The sequence below is a fragment of the Photobacterium sp. genome, assembly GCF_057456235.1.
In genome coordinates this window covers 119,686-143,294 of the sequence record NZ_JBVCPH010000010.1, presented here as the reverse complement: position 1 = coordinate 143,294, position 23,609 = coordinate 119,686, and the positions used below count along the sequence as shown (strand labels likewise).

The following is a 23,609-nucleotide window of genomic DNA, read 5'->3' as shown; positions in this document are numbered from 1 at the left end:
TTAGCTAAGCTCCGGGGAGTTTCGACTTACACTTTAAGTTAGAAATAATGGAATACAGGAGGCTCGTGCATTAAGAAGTTTTGATGTGAGATATTCCAAGCGTAAGCACCTGCTAGGGTGAATATCACATAGTCACCGATGTCGATGTGCTCGATATGTTGATTCCGAGCGAGAACATCTTTTGGTGTGCATAACTGACCAACCAGCGTGGCCGTAGTATGGTTTATCGAATGTGAAATAACGGGTTGCTGCTTACTTTTCACGATCGCAAAAGGATGGTCATGGTTTTGCGCTGCAGGCGTCCGGAAATGATGCGTGCCACCGCGAGCGATCACAAAATGCTCTCCAAGATTTTGCTTAATATCCAACACCTCCATCACGTAATAACCACAAGGTGCAGAGATGTAGCGGCCACATTCAAAACGCAGTTTCCAGCCTTGCAGATGTTCTTTGGCAATGAGGAACTCCAATTTGTCGCAAAACTCCATCCACGGAAAATGTTGTTTAGGGTTTTGGTAATTGATGCCCATGCCGCCACCGAGATTGATCGTTAGTTCATCGAGTGAGAACGTCTTTTGCCATTCTTTTACTACTTGGAAATAACGTTGCATCAAGGCGAGATGGCGATCAACTTCAAGTTGGTGTGACATCAAGTGGAAGTGAAAGCCTTTCAGCTTTATTAAGGGACAATCGCGCAGATACATCAGCGCGTTACTTAACTCACTCTCATCTAAACCAAACGGGGTTGGTTTTCCGCCCATGGCTAACTTGCTAAGTGTGATGTCACCAATGTCGATGTTCATGCGCAGGAAAATAGAGGTTGTTCGATTCAACTTCTTTGTCAGGGCGCCAATGCGTTGCAACTCTGTAAGGCTTTCGACATGAATAGCATCGACATCAAGCTTAATGGCCTGTTCTAACTCACTAGGCATTTTTCCCGGGCCACCAAAGATCAGCGGTTTGTTGAGTTGTTGTTGGTCAAGGTGACTAAGCTCTCCGCCCGACGCCGCTTCAAAACCATCGATATAAGGCGCGAGAGTGCGCAGTATTGGCGCTGAAGGGTTGGCTTTTGCGGCATAAAACAATTCAACGTTTTTCGGTAATACATGACACATCTGCTTAATGTGCAGTTCTAATGCTTTTAGGTCATAGAGATAAGCGCACAGCGGTTGTGTTTGTTGTTCTGCCAGTCGCTGCACTTCTTGCTGAATATATGTCGGAAGTTGAGGGGAATTAGGCATGGTCAACTCCTTTTGTATGAGTCGCCCAAGGTGCCGCAACTTGGGTATAGCTAGACTCTTTATCGGCACTTTGCATCAAACGTGTTGTGAAGTTGTTTTTGCTTGGGAAATGGCCGTCGTTGAGTAGTGCAACCAATACTGGTTGTTTGCCATTGATTGACTGCCAACGAACTATGGCGTCTTTTAAAGCGCTCCATAATGCTTCTTCAAGCCTTGAGTTCCCTTCAGTGATAAAGAAAATGGCTTCACTGATGTTATTAATGAAGGTGCAGTAACCGATACGATTCCACCCTTGCTCACGGCTGTAGTATACGGATTGACGAGCGCGCTCAGATAATCGGTGCAGCGTCTCTGGCGACCAAAACTCAGGTAGTAGTTTGGTACCTTCTAAGTCACGAATCCATACGCAGCAAGGCATGTCATTTTCAAAACCAATTAGCGTATTTTGTAAATGAGGTTCAAACGCGACCCCGTGTTTGAAGTAGTAGTTAAATACGCCCGGAATCAAACAATGTAAGTAGCGCTCGAACCACAACGTTGCCACATTTTCATACTGACTTTGTGTGGCTTTAGCTTTATGTTTGAGCTGAGTAGCGATGCAACTGTTTCCGTCTCTGTCATAGGCAAAGAGTGCTCCCGCTAAAGTCGGTTGCAAGATATCGGTTTCACTCAAAGTGAAATTTTCTCGATACAAAATACCAAACGACTCACGCGCTTTTATGACATCTGTCTGTTGCAGCTCGGCGACGGACTCTAGATTTAATGTGGTGGCGTAAGGTTCTGTCATCACCTTGAATACAGGGTTACGCAGCTGCTCGCTTTCTTTGATTGGATGCAGAATAGAGGTCAATTGAACCGCACTATCGAGCTCATACCATGCGTTTTTTCGTACGCAGTTGGTCAAACGTACGTTGATAGAGAATTTAGCGAACCAATCCATATCTGGGTGATAAAGAGTTCGCACTGATGACGTTGGCAAGAGTTTTTCACCACCTAAACCCAGCGGGGTCATTTTGCCTTGTTCTATGGCTTTTTTGACCGCTGGGTTTTGCAAAAGGGTGTAACTTTCCCAAGGATGGCAAGGGTAAAGCATGGTAGTCGCAGATTCACTCTGTTCTGGTGCGAGTTGCTCAAGCATTGCTTGCGGTGCAGTTCGATTGCCTGAGCTTAATACATCGAGCAGTGTGGTATCCACTTCAAACCAATACAGAGGAACCTTAGCGCCAACTTCAGGTGAGCAAGCGAGCAAGTCATCGATACTGACACCAGAGCGACTCTTTGGTGTTGGGTGAAAAGTATGCCCCCACAATAATGACTGCTCTGAGGCGATAAACGCATTGTGATGCTGAGGTGCATTGTCTAGGTTGAGGAACTGCTCGGTGATCAACAAACTGTTTTCCATTTGCTCGACCAACTCGTGATTGAATGGAATCTCTAACACTTGTTTGAGGTAGTTGAGTAACAGTGTCAGAGTTTGCGTTGCGTCCAGTTTGCACCAGCCTACACCGGGCATTTTAGCCCAGGGTCTATCGCTGAGTTTTATTTTCCCCAGTTTGCTCATGTACTCAATGGGCAAAACCAGCAAGCCATTTTCCTGAGGTAGGTTTTGGTGAGGTAGGTGGATCGCCACACGCTGCTGAGCGGTATAGTTTCTTTTCAAGGTCTGTGGCAGAGAGACAGCGCTAAAGCACCAATCGACTTGCTCGTTCGGTATCGCGTATTCACGCAAATAGCAGTTCACCACGCCCATGCTGGTATTGAGTTGGGCTTTTTCACGGTTGAGCTGCACTTTTTTACGATTTAGCAGCTCTGTGTTTTCGGCTAAGTGCTCAGTCGGAGATAATTGAGTGTGTAACATGTTGATGTCCAAATTTTGAATGGATGATCAGCGCAATAACGGTACCGCCACTGATCAACATAGAAAGTAAGAAAGGAACCTCAAGCCAGCCCAAACTTGCGATGAAAGACGCGCTCAACCCTGCTGCAACTCCGCCCCATTTAGACATGGCATCAAAGCGCGAGAATATTATTCCGCTTTGTTGTCGATCGATCTGGTTTGCTAAAGCTTGGTGTAAACCTTGATAGCAGCAGACCATGCCAAGACCAAAGACAATACGAGCAGCAATCAGCATCGCTTGGAAAGGTATCAGATGCATTGCGGCACTGAGTGAAAGCAAGCTGAAACCTAACCACAAAGTACGTTGCGGATGGTGGCGGTTAATCCATTCTGAGAACAGATGAACTTTCCCGGCAAAGAGCAAGTAGACACCATGTGGCAGGGCGTATAAAAAGCCAATCCACGCTTGGTTTGTCACACCGTATTGCTGCACATAAGGTGAGAAATAGGGGAATGTGACTACCATGGCGAAAGCAAAACAGAATTGCGCGCCGAACACCCAATAAAGGACACTTAATGGTTGAGTTTGAGTGCATTGAGCTTCATTAGATGCTTGGCCTTTTTCAGCTTTTCTTTTCGCAAGGTGATCGGCAGGCAGTGTTAAGGTGATCGCCAACGCTAACAAAGGTAAAACGGACAACCAAAGATACGCGTTCAGTGGGTTGGTTTCCGATAAGCTCCAGCCCAGTCCAATCGGCGCTATGATTAACGCCAAGCGGGCAGAAAGCTGAGTCTTATTGAGCGATTTACCGAGTGTTTTCGCATCGTTGATTTGGCTGGATAAGTAGCTGTTTGAGGCGGCCATGGTGCCGCCAAAGGTTCCTTGAACGATAAGACCAAACACAAACATCGTGAGGTTATCTGCCAAGCCACACAACGCGAAGCCTGCTGCAAGTCCGAGTTGGGCACGCAATAAAGAGCGGCGCCTGCCATATTTATCGGCAAATTTCCCCCAAAAACGTGCCGCCACAGCGGTGCAAAAGGTGGGCAGAATAAATAATACCCCCGCCCAATCGGTATCAATTTGCTCGTCAAGTGTGGGCAATACCATAGGTAAAAACAGAGGCATTCCTAAGGCGGCAAACGCCGCGATAAAGTGGCACAGCAGCACGCAGTAGATGAGTTTGGTCATGATGGATTAACTCACGCTCTGCTTGATGGCTTCGAGGTAAGCATGTTGTGCCTCTTCACTGGTAAGCAACAAGAAGTTCGGTGTGGACAACCCATAGAATTTGTTGATATCGCTTGCGCCAGACGCTTCTTTTGATAACAAGCTCCCCGAGCTTAATAAATACTTGGCGTATAGGTTTGGCGAATCAAATAACATCTTGTGTGCGAGTTTGGTGTCATGACCTTGTTTGCCTAACTGGCGAAGCTGTTGTGAAAGACTGTTTGCGACCGTTGCATACAGAGAAGCCGACGTTGTAATCCCTTTTGCGGCCATTGCCTCCACAATCGCAGCGATGTCTAACTGCAAAGTAATCGTGGTAAACATCTGACCAAGGGCAAGTTCGTCGTCTACTTTGATACGTTGATCTAACAGTTGTTCGCATTTAACAGGCGAGTGCTGTTCAAACGCTTGGAAACGATCTGGCCAAATACGTGCTGCATCATTGTCTTTCATGGCTAAGGTCATCTTACCCAGCTCATCAAAGGCGATGATGGCGTTTTGTTGATTCGATTCCAAAGCGATACCGTAGCGAAGCCATAACGTGAGTTGCACTTTGCATAACAGGTCAACGTAATCTTTAAACCATGCAAGGGTGTCTTGCTGATAGTACTGCTCGGCGAGGTGTTCTAAGAACAGACGTCCATCAGGCATTGGGCTGGCAAGGGCGGCAACAGGCACCAGTGCTTTGTCTTGGAAGTGGCTCTGCGGATATTCACGTACGATGTAAGCGAAGGTTTTGTCGTCTCCAACATGACCGCCGTGCTTCTCATTGCAATGGAAAAACGTGCCGTGCAAGTCTTTATCATTTTGTTCTAAGTGCGTTAATAAGCGTTCAAACCAGTGTCCGTCATAGAGCGTTGATGGTTTGATTAAGCGGATATTTTTAGTACCTAACGAGCGCATGATCAGCGGCACTTTGATGTGGATATGCGGTGCTTGATTCACGACGACGGTACGCACGGATAGGGTCGGAGTTACATCAAGGTATGCGAGGGGCGTTTCAATCACGCCATCAGGCAGAGAAGCCAGACTTTGAAGCGTTAGTGGATGCGCGGGGAACAATTCATGGCTCAGAGCAAAATCTGCTGGCATTCCCACCTGCTCCATTGTCGGCCAGCATTCCGGTTGTGGGCTGGTCAAGGTAACGAGTGACTTTTCAATTGCAAGCCAACGAAGGGTAAAGCTTTGTGCAAACTCTGGCGCGTATTGCGCGAGGTCTTGATCGCTCAAACCGAACTTAGCACGGGCTGTTGGGTAGTAAGGATGGTCAAGGTAGGAGGCGATTTGATCGGCGCGTAAGAGTTTTTGCTCCCAACGATCTAGTTGAGAAATCGGCTGCATGAGTGATTCAGAATGTTGACTGAAGGCTTCGTCACACAGGCCTTTGTGCCTCTCTGCACATTCGAGTTCTGGTAAGTAACTATCGAGCAACGAGTGAGAGCTTTCGTGAGCAATCGCTTTCAGTAATTCAATCCAATCACGATAGTGCTGCTGAGGTTTAACAAGATCATTTGCCTCGATCAGCCAGCCATGACATCCAGAGCCATTTGGTTGTCCGTATACCCAACGTTGCATGTAATAACTCGGAGTGACGGGCAAGTAGAGCGTAAAATCCGAACCGGGAACAATAAGCCACATTTGTTCACGAGGATAAGAAGAGATATTGAGTTTGCTTGGGAGTTCAGTCTCAAATCGGCTTCGAGAAACCAACCCAAAGAGATCTTCACGTAAGCAAGTGTCGATTAAGCGTTGAGTGAGATATAAAGCGTTGTCGTTCATGCTGTCACCTCGTTGACTGCTGTGAGATTGAAGCGAGCTATTGCTTGTTGGATCGCAGGTTCTAAAGGCTGGCCAGAAGGGGAGACGATTGAAATTCTCGCTAAGTAATCCTTGTTGGAGAAACTTTGTTGGAAAGCATCACCCGCCTGTTTGAGCACTTGCTGTTGAGTGACGATATCGCCCTCTTGGTGAATGAAAGAGGTGGATGTCCCTTCAATTATTCCGTTTTGTTCTGCTACCACATAATGCACATGGGCACTGCCATCAATGTGAAATGCCTTATCAAGCTTGTTACCAAGGTGAAGGTTTAAGATAGTGGTGAACCAACGCCCTTCACTGAGGTTATCGAGCAAAAATTCGCGGCCATCACCAATACTGCGATAGTTGATTTCGACTAACACAGGCCCTGTCTCTGTGATGATAAATTCGCTGTGACAGACACCAAAACCCACGCCAAAAGCCTGTAGCTGGCGTACGCACTCGTCACGATACTGAACGCTGTTAATGCCATTCCAGCTTGCCGCTGTTTCGATAAAGTAAGGGGGAGCTGAGAGCTCAACATCGAACCCACCAAGCGCAGTCAAACTTTCCCCGTCACCAATGGTTTCAACCGTGATAAGCGGACCTTGCAAAAACGCCTCAACCAAAATTGGGGTGGCTGGGTGCTTTTGCCAAAACGCATCGCAATAACTATCGAGCTCAGTTTCAGAATTACAGCGCTGAACGTCCAAGCTCGCCACACCTTCCTTGGGTTTCGCAACCACAGGGAAAATAAAATCGAATGTAGGAGCGGCATCTCGATGTAACAACACGCTCTGGGTATTGGGAAGCGACTTTTCGTTGAGTACTTGGCGAGTTAAGTATTTGTTCTTTGCTTTAAGCGTGACGGTCCAATCTTTCGTGGGTACGCCAAAGAATTGTGCACAGATTGCGGTGGAGGTTTGCAGGTGATCGCTGTTACTGAAAACAGCATCGGGCTTTAGACCTTGCTCTGTGATGGTCTCGATGAGTTCAAGAGGGTTGAAGACATCGCATTCAAGAATTGCATCGGGGGTAAAGCGGCCATCGTCACTGGCTAACTTCAAGTGGTTGAGCTTATGGTCGGTGATCAAAATGACGTGGAGACCCATCGCTTTTGCTGTAGGCACGAAGCCATGAGTGACTGCATCATTCACGACATGACTCACGATGATAATCGTAGATTTCATGGGGTTTTCCTAATTTTTCTAACGTTGTTGTTGTTTGCTCACAAGTGGCTTCCAAGCGGTCTCTTTCGAGGTTTTTGTTATAGCTTTATTTTTATTTATTATTTTGTCGTTAGCGTTGTTACATAAGGCAAGCAAATATAGATCATAAAATTTATATTGCAAACACAAATGATATTTGTTTTCATTCGCATCTGTTGTGATTTATAAACTAAAACGGAATTAGCAAATGAACATGAGATTGACCTTGTCCCCTCTCGCTTTGGCTATTGGAGGTGCATTAACCGCAGGAGCTACCGTGTCAAATGTAATGGCAGCAGAAGAAGTAACGGTGGATGAAACTCTGCAAGTTATTGGTCATCAATACGAAGGTTATGCGGAGCATATGCCACAATCAGGCACCAAAACTGATGTGGAATGGTTGGATGTACCACAGGCAGTATCAGTGGTTACAAAGACGGAAATGCAAGACCGCGGTGCAGTGCGTTTAGTGGACGCACTTGACGGTGTTGCCGGGGTCAATAACACCTTGGGTGAAGGTAGCCGAGACCAATTTGTAATTCGTGGTTTTGATGCGCTTAACGACATGTATAGTGACGGCATGCGTGATGACGGGACGCTGCAATCGTATCGCAGTTTGGCCAATATTGAGCGTGTTGAAGTGGTAAAAGGCCCTGCGGGTGCACTTTATGGCCGAGGTTCAGCGGGCGGTATCATCAATCTGGTAACCAAGCGTGCTAACGGTGATAACTTCACTCACGTAAATGGCAGTGTTGGCAGCAACAACCAGTTTGTTGGTCAGGTTGACAGCTCGATGGCGTTTACAGACAAAGTCAGTGGTCGTATTAACGTGGAACATCGACAAGCGGATTCCTATGTCGACCACATCGATTCTAATGATTTCTTCATCGCACCAACGATTCGAGTATTGCCTGCAGAGGGGCATACCATCGATTTGGACGTCGAGTATGCACATCAAGAATTGGTGCCATACCGCGGTGTTCCATCGAAAAAGGGTAAACCTGTCGATGTCTCTGAAAGCACTTTCTACGGTGGCACGAACGATTATCAAGAGTCAGATAGCATTCGTGTTGGTGTCAACTATGAGTGGCGTTTGAACAACGAATGGGCATGGACAAACCGCGCGGCGTACAACCATATCGAACTCGAGCAAAAGGGCACGCGTCAAGGGACAGTGACGGGGAATGAAGTTTCTCAAACCGTAAACAATTTCGGTTACGACCCTCGTACTACTACAACGCTGCAATCTGAGCTAGTTTGGGAAACCGACTCTAACCAAATGATGATCGGTGCTGATTACAACCAGATCAACATCGATCTAACGTTGGCAGGCGATAAAACCTTACCGCCGAAAGACATCTATGATCCTGTCGCTGGTCCAACGCCTGATCCGGGTTTTAAACCTTTCCGTGATAACACAACCACAACGGCAGGCATTTACCTTCAAGATGTTTACACCTTCGGTGATCTTTCGGTGATAGGTAATGTGCGTTACGACTCCATGGAGCTTGAACAGCAAAAAGCAGGGGCAGCAAAAGAGAACCTAGATGATAACAAAGTGAGCTACCGAGGTGGTTTGGTCTACCGTCTCAACAATGATATGTCAGTGTACGCAAGCTTAGCTCGCTCATGGCAGCTTCCTTACTCCGGTATTTACATCAACCCTAAATTAGCAGAATTCTTCCATACCGATCTAAAAGAAGTGGGTGCAAAAGCTTACCTATTAGACAACGCGTTGATGCTTAATGCGGCGATCTTCCAAATTGATCAAGAGCAGCCAGAAACTAATACCGACGGAGACGTTATCAACAAGATTGAAGCTCGTCACCAAGGTATTGAGCTGGAAGCTCGCGGTCAGTTTACCGAGCAGTGGGATATTTCGGTGGGCTACAGCTACCTAGATGCGGAAGACAAAGAGACAGGTAAAAAGCCGAACGATGTGTCTGATCACCTGTTCTCACTTTGGAGTACTTATCAGTTAGATGACAACTGGCGTTTGGGTGGCGGTGTGAAATACGTAGGTGACCGTTATGCGGGCAACGACGAAGCTGTCGCATTAGGCGATTACACCACTGTCGATTTGATGGCGGCGTACACCACTGGTCGTCACAAAATTCAAGCGAACGCTTACAACGTGCTTAATGAGGAATACATTCTGGGTGCAACCAACGGCAAGTCTGGCACGAATCAGATTGGCTACGGTGCGCCAGCAGAATTCATGCTCAGCTACGGATACCAGTTCTAAGATCTTTTGATTTGTTCGTTATGCATTGGCGAACAGTTCGCCTCATTTTGAGGCCGTTTAGCCCATAGGGTCAAAGCACCAACATAATCGACAAACACAGCCTTTGACCCTAACCTGCCTACATAGGAGATTTTCATGCTTTACCAGAATTTGGATGGTAAACCCCAAACGCAAATACAAAAACAAGCGCAACTGCGCCTTAGTGTACTTGCGATGGCCATCGCTTCAGTGACTTCCATGAGCGCGTTCGCTGCATCTGATCCGCAAACGACTACCATGGAAACGATTGTCGTGACGGGCAGTTTGATCGGTAACTCAGAGCTAGAGGATGTGAAAGAGTATCCGGGAGCTCGTACCGTCCTTACCAATGACCAAATTAAAAAGACTGCAGCACTCTCGATTGATTCCGCATTTCAAAGCGTTCCAGGGATCAAAGTTCAAGACGAAACGGGCACCGGTGTTTTACCTAACATCTCGGTGCGCGGCTTGAAAGCGAGCCGCAGTGGTCATGCTCAATTTCTGATGGATGGGGTACCACTCACGCTTGCACCTTACGGTCACACAGGACAATCTATTTTCCCTGCAACCCTGTCGATGCTCGACCGAATAGACATCGTACGTGGTGGTGCGGCCGTACAGTACGGACCGAACAACGTGGGTGGTGTGATTAACTTGGTGACAAAGCCGATTCCAAACACTTGGCAAACTGAAATCAGCAACCGTCTGACCGTATTTGAAGATGGTGATACACCGCTTAACGATTTGTACTTACGCACAGGTGGTTGGTTAACCGATACGCTTGCACTGCAACTTGAAGGTAACTTCTTAAACGGCGAAAGCTTCCGTGAGCATTCTGATACGGAGGTTAAAAACTTCCAAGTTAAGCTGCAATGGCTGCTTAGCGATACGCAAGAACTGCAAACGTTCATTCAACGTTATGATGCTGACACACAAATGCCGGGAGCTTTATCTCCAGAAGACTACAAGAACGATCGAACTCAATCAAAACGACCATATGACGAGTACCAAGGCACATCAACACGTTGGAGCGTGAAGTACCTGCATGACTTGAACCTTGCGGACAGCGCAGAATTTGAAGTGCTGACATTTGGTCACCGTTCTGAGCGCTTCTTCCAGTGGGGCTTTAATCGCGCTGGCGGTCACTGGGCGGATCCGGCATTACCATCCACCGATATTCGTACTTCACCACGTGAATTTGCTGTTTACGGTGTTGAGCCTAAGTTATCGATGTACTTCGGTGACGGTAAGGCAGTCACTCAAAACTGGATTGTGGGTGCGCGCTACGTCAATGAAGATATCGATTACAAGCTGACTCAAACTCCAATTGCTGGTGGCGCGACAAATGTGCCTCGTGATTGGCATCTTGATACCGACGCTTTCGCTGGTTATATCAGTAACGAAGTCGGCCTGTTTAATGACGTGTTAAAGGTAACACCGGGCATTCGCTACGAGTCAATTGATATGGCGTTTGATGATCTGGGTAAAGTGCGGAGCACCGACAACAAGGTGACAGAGTGGTTGCCGGGCTTAACAGTGGCATACCATCTAACAGAACAATGGGTTGGTTACACCAACGCGCAGAAATCTTTGCGTGCACCACAAATTGCTTACATCCGTGGTCTAGGTGAAGAGGGCAGTGAGCTGGCATGGAACTACGAGTTGGGTGCCCGCTACAACCAAGATTCAACTAGCTTTAACGTCGCGCTTTATCGCATTGATTTTAAAGATCAGTTGCAGTGGCAAAGTGCAACACAAACCTTCGATAACATTGGCAAAACGCTTCACCAAGGTATTGAACTCTCAGGTCGTTATGTTCCTCAAGCACTGCAAGCTCTGAGCTTAGGTGCTGGTTATAACTACTTAGATGCAACGATAGAGGAAGAGGGCGAAAATAAAGGTAATCAACTCCCTTACACTTCTAAACACCAATTTAGTTGGGATGCGACTTACGCCTTTACGGGGGTAGATACTACGTTATCTGGTTACTATTTCAGTGAGTCTTACTCTGACAATGCCAACACAAGTGCTGAAGATGCAACGGGTGCGACAGGTAAAGTACCTGCCTATATGGTATGGAACTTCAATTTAGGCTCCGACTTGTACAAGGATGAAAACGGCAAGCTACGTATGAATGTCGCCGTGAACAACCTGTTTGATGAGGACTATTACTTCCGCGGTATTGATACCAGCCCTGTCGGTCGTTATCCAGCACCTGGACGCTCTTACACCTTGGATCTGAGTTACCAGTTCTAATACGTAATTTATTGAAAATAAGAACAAATAAAAGTCGCCAATGCCCTTGGCGACTTTGACGGTTCTAGCGTTAAAGGATAATTAAATATGGAAAACAATTCTCGAGTATTGTCATTGAACGGATTGGTGGTGGCCTTGGCTTTGTTGGTGCTGGGCTTGTTCTCATTCTCAAGTTCAGCAAAAACGCGGATGATACAAGACGAGCAGGGCCAGTTTGAGATCGTTACTACGCCGCAACGCATTGTGGTGTTGGAGTTCTCATTTGTGGATGCGTTAGCTGCAGTAGGGATCTCTCCGACGGGTGTTGCCGATGATAATGATGCCTCGCGAGTGATTCCGGCGGTGCGTGAGTTAGTTCAACCATGGGAATCGGTTGGTATGCGTTCTCAACCGAGCCTAGAGGCTATTGCAGTATTAAAGCCGGATTTGATCATTGCTGATGCCGAGCGCCATCGTACTGTCTATCAAGATTTGCAGCGAATCGCTCCCACTTTGCTGCTAAAAAGCCGTGGTGAGACTTATCAAGAGAATTTGGAATCAGCGCTCAAGATTGGTATCGCTCTCGATAAGCAATCGGCAATGGAGCAACGAATTCAACAACATCAACACGCCATGGCTGAATTCAAAAGTCATTTCTCTCTCAACCAAACCGTCCAATTTGCTGTCGTGTCGGCTAAAGGTATGTGGTTACACAGTCCTGCTTCCTACGCAGGAGGAGTGCTCACTACATTGGGCATTGCTAGCCCTATTGTGAAATCAACAGAGAAAGCGTATTTGCCAACCAGTTTTGAACTGTTATTGAAAACCAATCCGGATTGGTTACTCCTTGGCGCTTATTCCCATCCCAATATTGTTGATGGTTGGCAGAAAAACCCGTTGTTTAATGTACTAACGTCGGCGAAAAATCAGCAAATCGTTGAAGTTTCGCCAGCACTTTGGTCATTGAATCGAGGTATGTTGGCCGCCGAACAAATGGCACGAAACCTTGATCAAATTTTGGATCCGTCATGAGCGCTCTGTTGCTCTCTGATAGCAAACTGGATACTAAGAAACAATGCCTGCTGAGATTTCCGTGGCGAGTGGCGTTATTTACGGTATCAGTATCGATTTTAGCGATGTCTGGTTACATGGCATCTATGCTGGGGTGGTCTAATTTTTCTTTAACATGTAATGACTTGGTGCGGTATTGGTTTACGTTTGATGAGAGCAATATGACTCATCAAATATTGGCGACATTAAGAGCACCAAGAGCTTACGCAGGCTTATTAATTGGTGCGAGTTTGGCTGTCTCAGGGTTATTGATGCAAGGCTTAACGCGCAACCCACTCGCATCGCCTTCGATTCTTGGCATTAACGCTGGCGCGGCCTGTTTTATGGCCTTAGCCGCGATAGGCATGCCTGTGGTGAGTGAGCTAAATCCAATCCTCAATGCCGTCTGTGGTGCGTTGCTAAGCGGCGTCGCTGTGATGCTTCTTGGTGGCTTTTTCTCTTCTCGTTCTCATCCGTTGCGTTTGGTTCTGGCTGGTATTGCTATCACTGCGTTACTGGTTGGATTGACTCGAGCGGCGCTTATCCTTGCTGACGACATGGCTTATAGCGTGTTGCATTGGCTTACTGGCTCGTTGTCTAGTGTCGATGATGAACAATGGCAACAGCTTTGGCCGCCAGTCGTGATTGGTTTGGTATTGGCAATGAGCCTTGCTCGTAATCTCAATTTATTGGCGCTTGGCGAAGAAGTTGCAGTCGGGCTGGGAAGTAACATCAGGCTTACTCGCGTCATTAGCGGAATGACTATTGTGTTGCTTGCCGGCGCAAGCGTCGCTATCGCTGGGCCTATCGGCTTTGTTGGTTTGCTAGTGCCTCATTTAGTTAGGCCCATGGTTGGGCATAATTACCATTTACTCATTCCGATTTCCGCATTGGCTGGCGCGGCATTAGTGTCTTGGTCAGATGCATTGTCACGTGCGATTGCTTTCCCTACTGAAACGCCAGTGGGTGTGATTACTGCCTTACTTGGGACGCCTTGTTTTATTTTGATTGCGACAAGGAGATCATAATGCACCATCACACGAAGGTTCTTTTGTTATTCGGGTTACTTGTGATAGTGGCATCCACAGGCTTGTTTGTGGGCGCAGCTTCACTTTCTGTTTCTCAAGTTATTGAACATTTGTTCGCGTTTTCTAGTGACGACTTTGTTATCAATCAGTATCGGCTACCACGTATGTTGCTCGCCATTAGTGTGGGTGCTGGGTTAGGGCTCTCGGGGGTATTGGTGCAAGGCGTGATACGTAATCCGTTAGCCTCTCCCGATCTTATGGGCATTAGTGCAGGAGCCGGGCTTGCCGCGACAGCGAGTTTAGTTTGGTTTCCTGACGCGCCAGTCAGCGTACTTCCTTTGGTGGCGATGGTCGGTGGAATTTTCGCCGCTGGATTGATTGCGTTACTGGCATGGTGGTCAAAGCCAACACCCGCCAAACTGGCGTTGATTGGTATTGCGGTGAGCGCGTTTCTTGCGAGTTGCATCGACTTCTTACTTGTCACCAATCCCATTGAGATCAACACGGCCATGGTATGGCTAACGGGCAGTTTTTGGGGGCGAAATTGGCAGCAAGTCCCCTTTATTTGGAGTGCATTACTCTTGCTATTGCCAATGGCATTATGGCTGGCTTGGCGTTTAGATGTGATGGGGCTTGGCGAGGAAAGTGCAACCACATTAGGCACTAAGCCAAAACAGATTCAGATTCTCGCGTTGTTGGCCGCAGTATTGCTTGCCAGTATCAGCGTTTCTGTTGCCGGCACTATTAGTTTTGTGGGTCTATTAGCGCCTCACTTAGCCCGTTTGTTGTTTGGGCATAATCATAAGTTGTTAATCCCTGTCTCTGCGCTGGCGGGCGCGATTCTGGTTACGTGTGCTGATGGGCTTGCCAGAGGGCTACAACCACCCATCGAGCTGCCTGCAGGGGTTCTCACCTCTGTGATTGGCGCGCCTTATTTTATCTTTCTTCTCTATCGTTATCGAGGTTGGTAACCATGCTTAAAACGCAGAATCTTTCCGTCGCGTACGGCAAACAAACGATCATACCGAACCTTTCGGTTTCCATTCCCAAGGGGAAAATTACCGCCTTAATAGGACCCAATGGATGTGGTAAATCCACCTTGTTAAAGACGCTAGTGAGAATCAATAAACCAGCGACAGGAGAGGTGTTGCTTGAAGACAAACCACTATCGACTTATGGCGATAAAACCCTCGCGCGTTTGCTGTCGCTTCTGCCGCAAATTTTGGTCAGTCCGGAAGGTATCACGGTAAGAAAGCTGGTCGAATATGGTCGCTCGCCTTACGTGTCTCATTGGGGAAGATTAGGACAAGAAGATCAAATGATTGTCGAACAAGCAATGCGCGATACAGGCGTGCTTGAGTTTGCTGATAAGCCGGTAGAGTCTTTATCTGGCGGTCAACGCCAAAGAGCGTGGATTGCGATGGTTATAGCGCAAGATACGGAAGTCGTGATGTTGGATGAGCCTACCACATACCTTGATATGTCTCATCAGGTAGAGTTGATGAACCTGATGCAGCAGATGAATGCCAAAGGAAAAACGGTGGTTGTCGTGTTGCATGACCTTAACCAAGCCAGTCGTTACTGCGACCATTTAGTGGTTTTGGAAAAAGGGCGTTTAGTTGCCGAAGGCTCGCCTGATGAGGTAATGACAGAAACCATGCTTAGTCATGTATTCGATCTCAAAGCGAGTGTGTTCCGTGACCCCATATCAAATACGCCGATGTGCGTGGCGATTTAGCTTTTCTCACCGATTTCTCATTAGTGGGCAACACGGAATGATTGTTTAGGCCTTCATACGTTGGCCGCCTAATCTAACTTGCTCTCCAATAGCCAATGTAAGCGTTTTGTTTTGTGGGAGTGCTACAACTGCAAGATATTTTGGGATGGCTTCTTGGAAAGAGGTGGAAAAATCTGAAACCTTACCCGAAGAGCAAACCTTTGGGTAGTTTCTGGATATTGGATGATTGTAGTCCAGTTATCTTTACCTTAATTGACCAAAGTTCATCTATTAATGTACTTAATGATAGAAGTGGAGTACTCGTTATCCATGATATCAAAAATGACGTAAGTGATTGTCCATTTTCCCCTCCCCTGAACAATGCAGCGGTGTCTAAAGCTGCTGTTTCAGACCATAATAGATAGTACGTTTATCTTCGGACAAGACAAATTGGACTTGTTGCATGAATAAGTTAATACAGTTCTGGGGTAATCTACGATCGAGCTTCTGGTATATGCCTGCACAGATGGTCGGTGGCAGCATTGCCTTGGCGGTAGTGTTGATCGAGGCCGACTCGGCTGGTAGTGACCGCTGGCTGAACCAGTGGCCACGCCTGTTTGGGGTCGGGGCGGAAGGCGCGCGCCTGATGTTATCCACGCTGGCCGGTTCAATGATGACGGTGATGGGCATCACTTTCTCCATGACCTTGCTGGCACTGACGCTGGCGTCTAGCCAGTACACATCCCGCATTCTGCGGAACTTCATGCGTAGCCGCATCACACAATTCACGCTGGGGGTTTTCGCCGGCACTTTCGTTTATTGCCTGATCGTGTTGCGCACCATTCGCGGTGGTGCTGGTGTTGAGGGGTTCGTGCCGAGCCTGGCGGTATTCTTTGCTTTTGTCCTGTCGCTCGGTGGCGTGGGTGTCCTTATCTATTTTCTTCATCATATTGCCTTGTCGATCCAGGCATCTAGCATCATCGCCTCGGTCGCCAAGGACACCAACGCATCCATTGATCGGCTGCTACCAAAAGAACTGGATCAGGGGGCCGATGAAGATGAAGGCCAGAACCGGGGGCTCGAGTTACTGGATGAGAGGTCCTGGTATCCCGTGCCAGCGGCCGTGAGCGGGTACATTCAAAGCGTGAATAACGCAGCGTTGATGAGCCTGGCACGAGACAACAGAACCATCTTGCGAATGGAGCACGGTATCGGCGCGTTCGTTGTGCAAAATACGGCACTGGTCTCGCTCGCTCTGACCTATCCGCCAGATCAGCAGACCATTGATGTGGTTAATGCTGCTTACAGTATTGGCCGCCATCGCACGGTAGAACAGGACCCGGCTTTCGGTATTCGACAGATCGTGGATATGGCCATCAAGGCACTTTCACCTGGGGTTAATGACACCTCAACGGCGGTGATGTGCGTGGACTATCTGACATCGATTCTGGCTCGGCTGGCCGGTCGACAATTCCCGCCAGTGCACTGTTACCAGGGAGAAACACTGCGTGTGATTGCGATTGTTCCGAGCTTTGAGGGACTATTGGCCGAAGCTTTCGATCAGATTCGGAGTAGTGCCGAAGAGAATGTTGCTATTCTCGCGCGCCTGCTCGGCGCCCTTGATACCATCGGTAGTCTGACGATCAGGCCCAGCTATTTACGTGCACTCGACGAACAGCTGCAATGTATTGCCGAACTGGCCGATCGCACCATCGAAGCCAGCTATGATCGCGAGCGGCTCGAAAGGCGCATGTCGGAAGTGCGCGAAATGCTGGAAGCGCAGTCTGTGCTATGTGCAGAGGAACAGAATGAATAGCATTATGGATACGAGACATGCAAATTGAAAGGGGGATTTAAAGACGATCACCAAACAGCTGCTATTTTATAACAGGGCGTTGGCTGTAATACTAATAACATTCCACTTCTTTCAACTAGCAGGAGTTCAACATGACTATGAGAGCGAGAACCACAATGAAAATAATCGCTATTTCCCTGGTGGTTTTAGGAATTGGCCTTGCAATATGGGGATATCAATTATCGGGTTCTGTCGGTTCGCAAATCACACGGGGTGTCACAGGTTCGGACACTGATAAGGTAATGACTTTCTACATTGCTGGTGCTGTCAGTTTTGTTGTTGGTATATACCTTTTCCTTAAAAAATAAACAGGAGGCAACATGGATATCATTAGCTTGATAATATTTTTAGCAGTTGGCGCGCTGGTTGGTTGGCTTGCTGGCATCATAGTGAAGGGTAGAGGATTTGGCGCTGTAGGAAATATTATTGTGGGGGTTGTTGGCGCTGTATTTGGTGGTTTTGTTTTCAGTTTGCTCGGTATAACAGCCAGCGGGTTTTTAGGAACAATAGTTATGGCAACTATCGGCGCTGTTATTTTGCTATTTATCATTGTTTTGGTTAAGAAGGTCTAGCTCAATCGCAGCTAACAAGTAAATAACCTGACAAATATTTAGTCGTTATGTTACTACATGAAACAAGGAGGTTTCATGCTAAATGAACTACTAGAACGTGTTCAACACTATGATATTGATACTAAAGTGAAAGGAATTACGAATCATTTGCCAATGGCTCTAATCGCACTGGATCGGCTAGGAGCTAGCCCTGAACGTTTAGAGGAATATTTTGAATTTTACTCTGAAAAACTGAAGCCACTTGAGTCTCTTTCATACGATGAAGATTTCAATTGGCTTGAGCATTTAGGAGAAAAAGAGAAATTTAATGTGTATTTGGATTTTTACTCAAAGCAAATCTCTTTGTACGGTATTACATCAACGCTAAGGACTTATATTGATAAGCTCATTCAAGGGTGTGCAGCATCGGCATTTCATGCCTTAATACGTTTAAGCTACGGTATTATTCAAGAAAACCCTAAAGAAATTACTTTTGGTTTGGCTCATATGTCATCACATTTCATACTGTTACCACTTCCTTTAAAAGGGGATACCAAATCACAGGAGTTAGTAAATAACGCACTGAATGTTTTCTCTAACTATACAGCCGTTGGTAATTCTGTAACTCAGAGAATGACTGACATATCTAATCATCCTGATTTTAGTCGTATAAATAGCTATCCATCAGATTTATCATTAGGCTCTTTTAGTACTCTATTTTCTCAGCTATATCTACAGAGTAATGATTTCACAATGCTTCATGCTGTGACGAGTAGTCACGCAATGAGGGTGGTATTGCCGTACATTAGTGATGAAAGTACAGCATTAAAATCATATTGGTCTGCTGCTTTGGTCGCTGTGCTTTCTATTAAAAACTTAAATTTCAATGAGATTGTAGAGGGTAATAGTATAACTACTGATAAGTTGAACTTCAAAAATGCGATCAATAGCAATGATGATCATATGATTAAATTGGTATTTAGCTGTGTTGAGGAGTATCGATATTATAATAAGGTTAATCATTTAAAAATATTGAATGGAAAATTAAAAAACGTCACATAACAAATGCATCAGCACGATTTTATACATTCGGCATTGTCAGTTTGAATCAGCTTTAGTGTTTACGGAGTTTATATGAATAGAATAAATCCAGCTAAATTGCGTAATAGCAAATGGACAGCGGTGAAACCCATGAACAGAGAAAAGCACTTTTTGGTATCGGACGTTGAGTTCGATGAAGATGGCTCAATTGTTTCATGCAAATTGGAAGCTGTTATTTCGAAGAATCAGTATCCAATTGATTGGGCCGATCTTAAAAATGAGGATGAATGGATTCAAGGTTGGAAATAACCGGCTCAGAAGAAAGACACCTAACCACTCAAGCTGCCCCTTAACACAGTGTTCAGTGTTGAAGGGGCGGAACAATGTTAACCCCAATACAAAACGGTCCAGTTTGGGGTATTAGTATGCTGCTGTAGCCGTGGGCAAGGGTTAACCAAATAAGCAAAATCAGCGTACTCACACAACGGTAAATCATTGATGGAGTCTGTGTAGAAATGGATGGCTGAGTAGGTTTCAGGCTGTGCTTCTAGCCACTGCTCTAGCCTCGTCACCTTGCCTTTCCGATAGCTGGGTACGCCGAAAATCTCTGCGCTGTAAGTACCTTGCTTTTCAACCAAGTCAATGCCCAGTGCGGCTGGAATACCTAAGCGCCGACCTACCGCTTCGACCAAAAAAGTGACACTGGCCGAGATGATAACGATATCAATACCATCACGTGTAAGCTGCTCAATCAGTGTTTTTGATTGCTGGAACTGTTTTGGCAGAATGTGGCTTTCGACACACTCTTCAACCAGTGCGTTCACGTGCTTTATTGGCAGGCTAGCGATTGGTGCGATGGAGAACGCGAGGTAGTCCTCCATATCCATTTTGCCTTCCGCGTAGAGCCCCATCAGACGCTTGTCTTCTTCAATGAAATTCGGCTGTGTGGCAATGCCTTTCTCGACCAAAAACGCGTTCCAAATCATCGCACAATCAGCATTGAACAAGGTCTCGTCCATATCAAAGACATACAAAGGTTTGGACATGTTAAGCTCTCACAGGTTGTATTTCGTTGAGGTTAAATAACAATTCTAGCTGGCTGCCATTGTCCAGCAAGCGCTCGGATGAACGGTTTAATAAATCGACTGTCAGCTCGCATTCGTCGACGCTTACTTGGTAGCGAATCACATTACCAAGAAGCTGATGGTTTTTGATAGTCCCGGTTTGTGGCGCTGAGATGTGGCTGCCATATTGGCGGCCTTGCTCTTTAACGTAAATCGACTCAGGACGAAGTGCGACCTTCCATTCAGTCTCGATATTGAAAAGTTGCTTGGCTTTGTTGGCTTCAACGAGGTTGTAGTGACCCATAAAACCCGCAACAAACTCATTGGCTGGGTGGGTGTAAATGGATTCTGGCGTATCTGCTTGAACGATTTGACCTTTGTTCATCAGGAAGATACGGTCAGACATGATCATCGCTTCTTCCTGGTCGTGAGTCACGAAGATGGTCGTCAGGTTCATCTCTTTCTGGATATCACGAATCTGTTGGCGAAGGTGCTTACGGATTTTAGCGTCCAAAGCCGAGAGTGGTTCATCGAGCAACAGAATACGTGGCTTAACAACCAGCGCACGTGCCAGAGCAACACGCTGACGTTGGCCGCCAGACAGTTGATGCGGGTAGTGCTTTTCTTTGCCTTTAAGGTCAACGAGTTCAATCACTTTGGCCACTTCACGTTGGATTTCATTCGCGCCAAGTTTTTTCATCTTCAGGCCAAACGCAATGTTGCCTTCTACCGTCATATTTGGGAACAGGGCATAAGACTGAAAAACCATTCCAATGCCACGCTCTTGTGGCACCTGATCAGTAATATCTTCACCGTTGACCCAAATCTCGCCGCCATCAACAGGGTTGAGGCCAGCTAAGCTGCGAAGAAGGGTCGATTTGCCACAACCACTTGGGCCTAAAAGGGTGATGAATTCGCCTTGCTCGATGGTAAATTGAATGTCTTCAAATACCGTATTGTCACCAAAGCGTTTGGTTAGGTTGTTCGCAGTGACGTAACTCATTATTTGACTCCTCGGCTGAAACGACTTGCCAGCCAAGTCAGAAAGAAAATAAACAGGAAGTAGGTCATCACCAGTGCTGACGTGAAATGCCCGCTGGTCTGACGCATGTTGTATAAGTAAATTTGCAGGGTTTCGTAGCGGGTGCCGACTAAGATATTGGCAAACACAAACTCACCCAGCAGGAACGAGAAGGAAAGAAATAGCGATGCCATCAACCCTTTCTTCAGGTTTGGCAAAATGACCAATAAGAAGGCTTTGGTTGTGCTTGCCCCGAGCAGGTGAGCGGCATCCATCAAGTCATGTAGGTTGATAGCTTCAAAGCTGTTTGAAATCGCGCGGTACATGAATGGCAACGCGATGGTGAAGTAAGTGCCAATCAGAATCCAGGGGGTACCGATTAAGGCAATTTCACTGTCAGCGTATAGCTGCAATAGACCCACAGATGAGACCACCGGCGGGACGGCAAACGGCAGCAAGATTATGATATTCATCAGCTCGTCGAGTTTTGGAAAATAGTAAAACACCACAAAAATTGCAGGCAGAATCAGTATAACGCTGAGCGCCAGCGCTGCAATACAGATAAACAGCGATCGACCGAAAGCTTGCAAGAAACGTGGGTCGGTCAGCAGTTTGATGTACCAATCAAGGGTAAACCCGTCCGGCAGAATTGTTGCCCCCCAACGCGATGAAATCGAATAGATGAAGGTGGCCAAAATTGGGATCAGCATAATGCTAACAATGGAGTACACCACGGTTTTGTGGAAGCGAACATTAACGTTTTGCATTAGCTTTCTTTCCTGCGTAGCTCTTAGTAATCAGCCATTGGTTGATCAGGGTAATACACGCCAGTATGGCCATCAGAATGACCGAGATAGCCGCCGCCAGGTTGGGTTCTAGGAACAAATCGCCTGAGACCAAACTCGCAATGCGAATGGTGATGACGTTGTAGTTGCCCGCGGTAAGGGCGTACACACTGGCATAAGCGCCAATGGCATTGGCAATCAAGATGATGAAGGTGCCGAACAGCGCGGGCGAAAGCACGGGCAGCACCACTTTTGCCCAGTACTGGCAGGAGCTGGCGCCAAGCAGCGCTGAGGCAGCTTGCCAATCGTCACTGAGGGCATCAAAGGCGGGATAAAGCAACAACACCGCCAACGGGATTTGGAAGTAGATATAAATTGCCAGCAAGCCCCATTTACCGTAAAGGTCGAAATCACCCAGTAAGCCGTATTGCTTGAGAAGCAGGGTTATTGCGCCATTGGTGCCAAGGATGATGATGAAAGCGAACGCCAAAGGTACCCCAGCAAAGTTGCTGCTCATATTGGTGAAGGCAATCACGCCATCGCGGATTTTGGAATCGACACGACGCAGTGAAGAAACCAACAAGGTCGCAATCGCAAGGCCTGCGATGCTTGACCAGACCGAGAGCCATAGGCTGTTGCCAAAGGCTTGCATCATGAAGGCGGAATCGAGCACGTCAATATAGTTGGTGAATGCGAACTCTTCTTCGTAGATGAAGCTGTTGATCAGCATCCAAATCATAGGGGCGAGCTGAAATAAATAGAAGAACAGCGCGAAAGGGGCTAGCCACAAGGCAGGCTTCATGCGTTTTAGCCAATGGCTAGCTTTTGGCTTTGCAGAGCTCGCCTGGCGATAACTTGGCGATATGACAGAACTGCTCATAGTGCTAACAATTCCTGAGTGTAAGGTTTGTTGTGGTCGAGGTGAAGAAGGTGGCAAACCGTGCCACAAATGTCGGTCTGCTTAACGTGGCATTCTTGATGGGTGAACTTGTTACCCATCACAAACAGCGGCACTTCACGCTCTTCTGGCAGAATGCCGCCATGAGATAAATCGTTGTTCATGCCGTGGTCGCTCGTCACAATCACTTGGTAACCGTCGGCCAGCCACTGTTCCACGTAATGAGAAAGAATGATGTCTGCATCACGGGCACTGTTGCGGTACTGGCGAGAGTCCAAGCCGTATTTGTGCCCTATGTCATCAATATTCATTGGATGGATCAGTAAGAAATCCGGTTGATGAGTACGGCGTAAATGCTCGGCATCCAAGAATACCGCTTCATCTGGGTAGTGATCCCAGTGATAGAAACAACCATGTTGAATATTCAGGATTTCATCATTGGTGAAGCGATCTCTTACGGCATCAAAGGGGGCGCGGTTGTAAAGCTCGCTCACCCAGTGGTAAGCGGCTGCAGCGGTCACTTTGCCTTGGGATTTCGCTAAGCTGAAAATCGATTCGTGATTCGACAGGCGCACGATGTGGTTGTTGACAATGCCACTATCGACTGGGCGAACACCGGTTAGGATGCACTCGTAAAGTGGGCGTGACAGAGAAGGCAGTTCAGACTGCACAGGGTAAAGCGTTGCGCGTTGCTGTTCTAGCAGACCGTTAAGGTAGCCCATGCAATCACGGGCTACCTGATAGTTCAGTCCATCTAGAACAACAAGGATGACCTTATTGCTCATGA

Annotated in this window: 21 protein-coding genes; 11 read left to right on the top strand and 10 right to left on the bottom strand. The window is 47.0% G+C overall.

The genetic code is table 11. The features are described 5' to 3' along the window. Window positions 1–38: 38 nt before the first annotated feature. Genes AC2204_RS13105 through AC2204_RS13085 form a run of 5 tightly spaced genes read right to left on the bottom strand, consistent with a single transcriptional unit; the run spans window position 39 to window position 7,296 of the window. A complete protein-coding gene (locus AC2204_RS13105) occupies window positions 39–1,241 on the bottom strand; it encodes a type III PLP-dependent enzyme (protein WP_318926071.1) in 1,203 nt (400 codons plus the stop codon). Next, complete coding sequence (locus tag AC2204_RS13100) at window positions 1,234–3,099, bottom strand: IucA/IucC family protein (RefSeq protein WP_318926068.1); 1,866 nt, start codon at window positions 3,097–3,099, stop codon at window positions 1,234–1,236. Before AC2204_RS13100 ends, AC2204_RS13105 begins: the two co-directional genes overlap by 8 nt. Beyond that, on the bottom strand, window positions 3,071–4,270 hold the full coding sequence (locus AC2204_RS13095) for an MFS transporter (RefSeq protein ID WP_318926066.1): 1,200 nt from the start codon (window positions 4,268–4,270) through the stop codon (window positions 3,071–3,073). The genes AC2204_RS13100 and AC2204_RS13095 overlap by 29 nt, the downstream gene beginning before the upstream one ends. Window positions 4,271–4,276: 6 nt before the next feature. Next, window positions 4,277–6,088 (bottom strand): IucA/IucC family protein, encoded by a 1,812-nt coding sequence (locus AC2204_RS13090; protein ID WP_318926065.1) that lies wholly within the window; start codon window positions 6,086–6,088, stop codon window positions 4,277–4,279. Continuing rightward, complete coding sequence (locus AC2204_RS13085) at window positions 6,085–7,296, bottom strand: ATP-grasp domain-containing protein (protein WP_318926063.1); 1,212 nt, start codon at window positions 7,294–7,296, stop codon at window positions 6,085–6,087. The genes AC2204_RS13090 and AC2204_RS13085 overlap by 4 nt, the downstream gene beginning before the upstream one ends. A gap of 226 nt (window positions 7,297–7,522) precedes the next feature. On the opposite strand from AC2204_RS13085, the gene AC2204_RS13080 reads away from it, so the two are divergent. The 11 genes from AC2204_RS13080 to AC2204_RS13030 all read left to right on the top strand — a co-directional run bounded on the left by AC2204_RS13080 (window position 7,523) and on the right by AC2204_RS13030 (window position 19,363). After that, on the top strand, window positions 7,523–9,559 hold the full coding sequence (locus AC2204_RS13080) for a TonB-dependent receptor (RefSeq protein ID WP_318926061.1): 2,037 nt from the start codon (window positions 7,523–7,525) through the stop codon (window positions 9,557–9,559). Between the two features lie 135 nt (window positions 9,560–9,694). Then, window positions 9,695–11,833, top strand: coding sequence for a TonB-dependent receptor family protein (locus tag AC2204_RS13075; protein ID WP_318926059.1), 2,139 nt, complete (start codon window positions 9,695–9,697; stop codon window positions 11,831–11,833). Between the two features lie 87 nt (window positions 11,834–11,920). Further along, window positions 11,921–12,844, top strand: coding sequence for a Fe(3+) dicitrate ABC transporter substrate-binding protein (locus AC2204_RS13070; RefSeq protein WP_318926058.1), 924 nt, complete (start codon window positions 11,921–11,923; stop codon window positions 12,842–12,844). Further along, entirely contained in the window at window positions 12,841–13,890 is a 1,050-nt protein-coding gene (locus tag AC2204_RS13065) for a FecCD family ABC transporter permease (protein WP_413466698.1), read from the top strand. The genes AC2204_RS13070 and AC2204_RS13065 overlap by 4 nt, the downstream gene beginning before the upstream one ends. Beyond that, window positions 13,890–14,861 (top strand): FecCD family ABC transporter permease, encoded by a 972-nt coding sequence (locus tag AC2204_RS13060; RefSeq protein ID WP_318926056.1) that lies wholly within the window; start codon window positions 13,890–13,892, stop codon window positions 14,859–14,861. Before AC2204_RS13065 ends, AC2204_RS13060 begins: the two co-directional genes overlap by 1 nt. 2 nt (window positions 14,862–14,863) lie before the next feature. After that, window positions 14,864–15,628, top strand: coding sequence for a Fe(3+) dicitrate ABC transporter ATP-binding protein FecE (gene fecE / locus AC2204_RS13055; protein WP_318926054.1), 765 nt, complete (start codon window positions 14,864–14,866; stop codon window positions 15,626–15,628). A gap of 442 nt (window positions 15,629–16,070) precedes the next feature. Beyond that, on the top strand, window positions 16,071–17,423 hold the full coding sequence (locus tag AC2204_RS13050) for a DUF2254 domain-containing protein (protein WP_318926053.1): 1,353 nt from the start codon (window positions 16,071–16,073) through the stop codon (window positions 17,421–17,423). Between the two features lie 131 nt (window positions 17,424–17,554). Continuing rightward, on the top strand, window positions 17,555–17,770 hold the full coding sequence (locus tag AC2204_RS13045; protein WP_318926051.1) for a DUF3185 family protein: 216 nt from the start codon (window positions 17,555–17,557) through the stop codon (window positions 17,768–17,770). 12 nt (window positions 17,771–17,782) lie between these two features. Then, window positions 17,783–18,034, top strand: coding sequence for a GlsB/YeaQ/YmgE family stress response membrane protein (locus AC2204_RS13040; protein ID WP_318926050.1), 252 nt, complete (start codon window positions 17,783–17,785; stop codon window positions 18,032–18,034). Window positions 18,035–18,109: 75 nt separating this feature from the next. Then, entirely contained in the window at window positions 18,110–19,075 is a 966-nt protein-coding gene (locus AC2204_RS13035) for a questin oxidase family protein (protein ID WP_318926049.1), read from the top strand. A gap of 72 nt (window positions 19,076–19,147) precedes the next feature. Continuing rightward, a complete protein-coding gene (locus tag AC2204_RS13030; protein WP_318926048.1) occupies window positions 19,148–19,363 on the top strand; it encodes a TIGR02450 family Trp-rich protein in 216 nt (71 codons plus the stop codon). Window positions 19,364–19,440: 77 nt separating this feature from the next. On the opposite strand, the gene AC2204_RS13025 is transcribed toward AC2204_RS13030, so the two are convergent. Genes AC2204_RS13025 through AC2204_RS13005 form a run of 5 tightly spaced genes read right to left on the bottom strand, consistent with a single transcriptional unit; the run spans window position 19,441 to window position 23,607 of the window. Beyond that, window positions 19,441–20,100 (bottom strand): HAD family hydrolase, encoded by a 660-nt coding sequence (locus tag AC2204_RS13025; protein WP_318926047.1) that lies wholly within the window; start codon window positions 20,098–20,100, stop codon window positions 19,441–19,443. Between the two features lies 1 nt (window position 20,101). Next, window positions 20,102–21,121 carry an ABC transporter ATP-binding protein gene (locus tag AC2204_RS13020; RefSeq protein ID WP_318926046.1) on the bottom strand — a complete coding sequence of 340 codons (1,020 nt, stop codon included), beginning with the start codon at window positions 21,119–21,121 and terminating at the stop codon, window positions 20,102–20,104. Beyond that, on the bottom strand, window positions 21,121–21,906 hold the full coding sequence (locus AC2204_RS13015; protein ID WP_318926045.1) for an ABC transporter permease: 786 nt from the start codon (window positions 21,904–21,906) through the stop codon (window positions 21,121–21,123). The genes AC2204_RS13020 and AC2204_RS13015 overlap by 1 nt, the downstream gene beginning before the upstream one ends. Then, window positions 21,893–22,804, bottom strand: coding sequence for an ABC transporter permease (locus AC2204_RS13010; RefSeq protein WP_318926044.1), 912 nt, complete (start codon window positions 22,802–22,804; stop codon window positions 21,893–21,895). Before AC2204_RS13010 ends, AC2204_RS13015 begins: the two co-directional genes overlap by 14 nt. Further along, window positions 22,801–23,607 (bottom strand): alkaline phosphatase family protein, encoded by an 807-nt coding sequence (locus AC2204_RS13005; RefSeq protein ID WP_318926043.1) that lies wholly within the window; start codon window positions 23,605–23,607, stop codon window positions 22,801–22,803. Before AC2204_RS13005 ends, AC2204_RS13010 begins: the two co-directional genes overlap by 4 nt. Window positions 23,608–23,609: the final 2 nt, after the last annotated feature.

Bases quoted from the DNA above. Each gene is read 5' to 3' on its own strand.
- AC2204_RS13105 (WP_318926071.1), bottom strand. From the start codon at position 1,241: ATGCCTAATTCCCCTCAACTTCCGACATATATTCAGCAAGAAGTGCAG.
- AC2204_RS13100 (WP_318926068.1), bottom strand. From the start codon at position 3,099: ATGTTACACACTCAATTATCTCCGACTGAGCACTTAGCCGAAAACACA.
- AC2204_RS13095 (WP_318926066.1), bottom strand. From the start codon at position 4,270: ATGACCAAACTCATCTACTGCGTGCTGCTGTGCCACTTTATCGCGGCG.
- AC2204_RS13090 (WP_318926065.1), bottom strand. From the start codon at position 6,088: ATGAACGACAACGCTTTATATCTCACTCAACGCTTAATCGACACTTGC.
- AC2204_RS13085 (WP_318926063.1), bottom strand. From the start codon at position 7,296: ATGAAATCTACGATTATCATCGTGAGTCATGTCGTGAATGATGCAGTC.
- AC2204_RS13080 (WP_318926061.1), top strand. From the start codon at position 7,523: ATGAACATGAGATTGACCTTGTCCCCTCTCGCTTTGGCTATTGGAGGT.
- AC2204_RS13075 (WP_318926059.1), top strand. From the start codon at position 9,695: ATGCTTTACCAGAATTTGGATGGTAAACCCCAAACGCAAATACAAAAA.
- AC2204_RS13070 (WP_318926058.1), top strand. From the start codon at position 11,921: ATGGAAAACAATTCTCGAGTATTGTCATTGAACGGATTGGTGGTGGCC.
- AC2204_RS13065 (WP_413466698.1), top strand. From the start codon at position 12,841: ATGAGCGCTCTGTTGCTCTCTGATAGCAAACTGGATACTAAGAAACAA.
- AC2204_RS13060 (WP_318926056.1), top strand. From the start codon at position 13,890: ATGCACCATCACACGAAGGTTCTTTTGTTATTCGGGTTACTTGTGATA.
- fecE (WP_318926054.1), top strand. From the start codon at position 14,864: ATGCTTAAAACGCAGAATCTTTCCGTCGCGTACGGCAAACAAACGATC.
- AC2204_RS13050 (WP_318926053.1), top strand. From the start codon at position 16,071: ATGAATAAGTTAATACAGTTCTGGGGTAATCTACGATCGAGCTTCTGG.
- AC2204_RS13045 (WP_318926051.1), top strand. From the start codon at position 17,555: ATGACTATGAGAGCGAGAACCACAATGAAAATAATCGCTATTTCCCTG.
- AC2204_RS13040 (WP_318926050.1), top strand. From the start codon at position 17,783: ATGGATATCATTAGCTTGATAATATTTTTAGCAGTTGGCGCGCTGGTT.
- AC2204_RS13035 (WP_318926049.1), top strand. From the start codon at position 18,110: ATGCTAAATGAACTACTAGAACGTGTTCAACACTATGATATTGATACT.
- AC2204_RS13030 (WP_318926048.1), top strand. From the start codon at position 19,148: ATGAATAGAATAAATCCAGCTAAATTGCGTAATAGCAAATGGACAGCG.
- AC2204_RS13025 (WP_318926047.1), bottom strand. From the start codon at position 20,100: ATGTCCAAACCTTTGTATGTCTTTGATATGGACGAGACCTTGTTCAAT.
- AC2204_RS13020 (WP_318926046.1), bottom strand. From the start codon at position 21,121: ATGAGTTACGTCACTGCGAACAACCTAACCAAACGCTTTGGTGACAAT.
- AC2204_RS13015 (WP_318926045.1), bottom strand. From the start codon at position 21,906: ATGCAAAACGTTAATGTTCGCTTCCACAAAACCGTGGTGTACTCCATT.
- AC2204_RS13010 (WP_318926044.1), bottom strand. From the start codon at position 22,804: ATGAGCAGTTCTGTCATATCGCCAAGTTATCGCCAGGCGAGCTCTGCA.
- AC2204_RS13005 (WP_318926043.1), bottom strand. From the start codon at position 23,607: ATGAGCAATAAGGTCATCCTTGTTGTTCTAGATGGACTGAACTATCAG.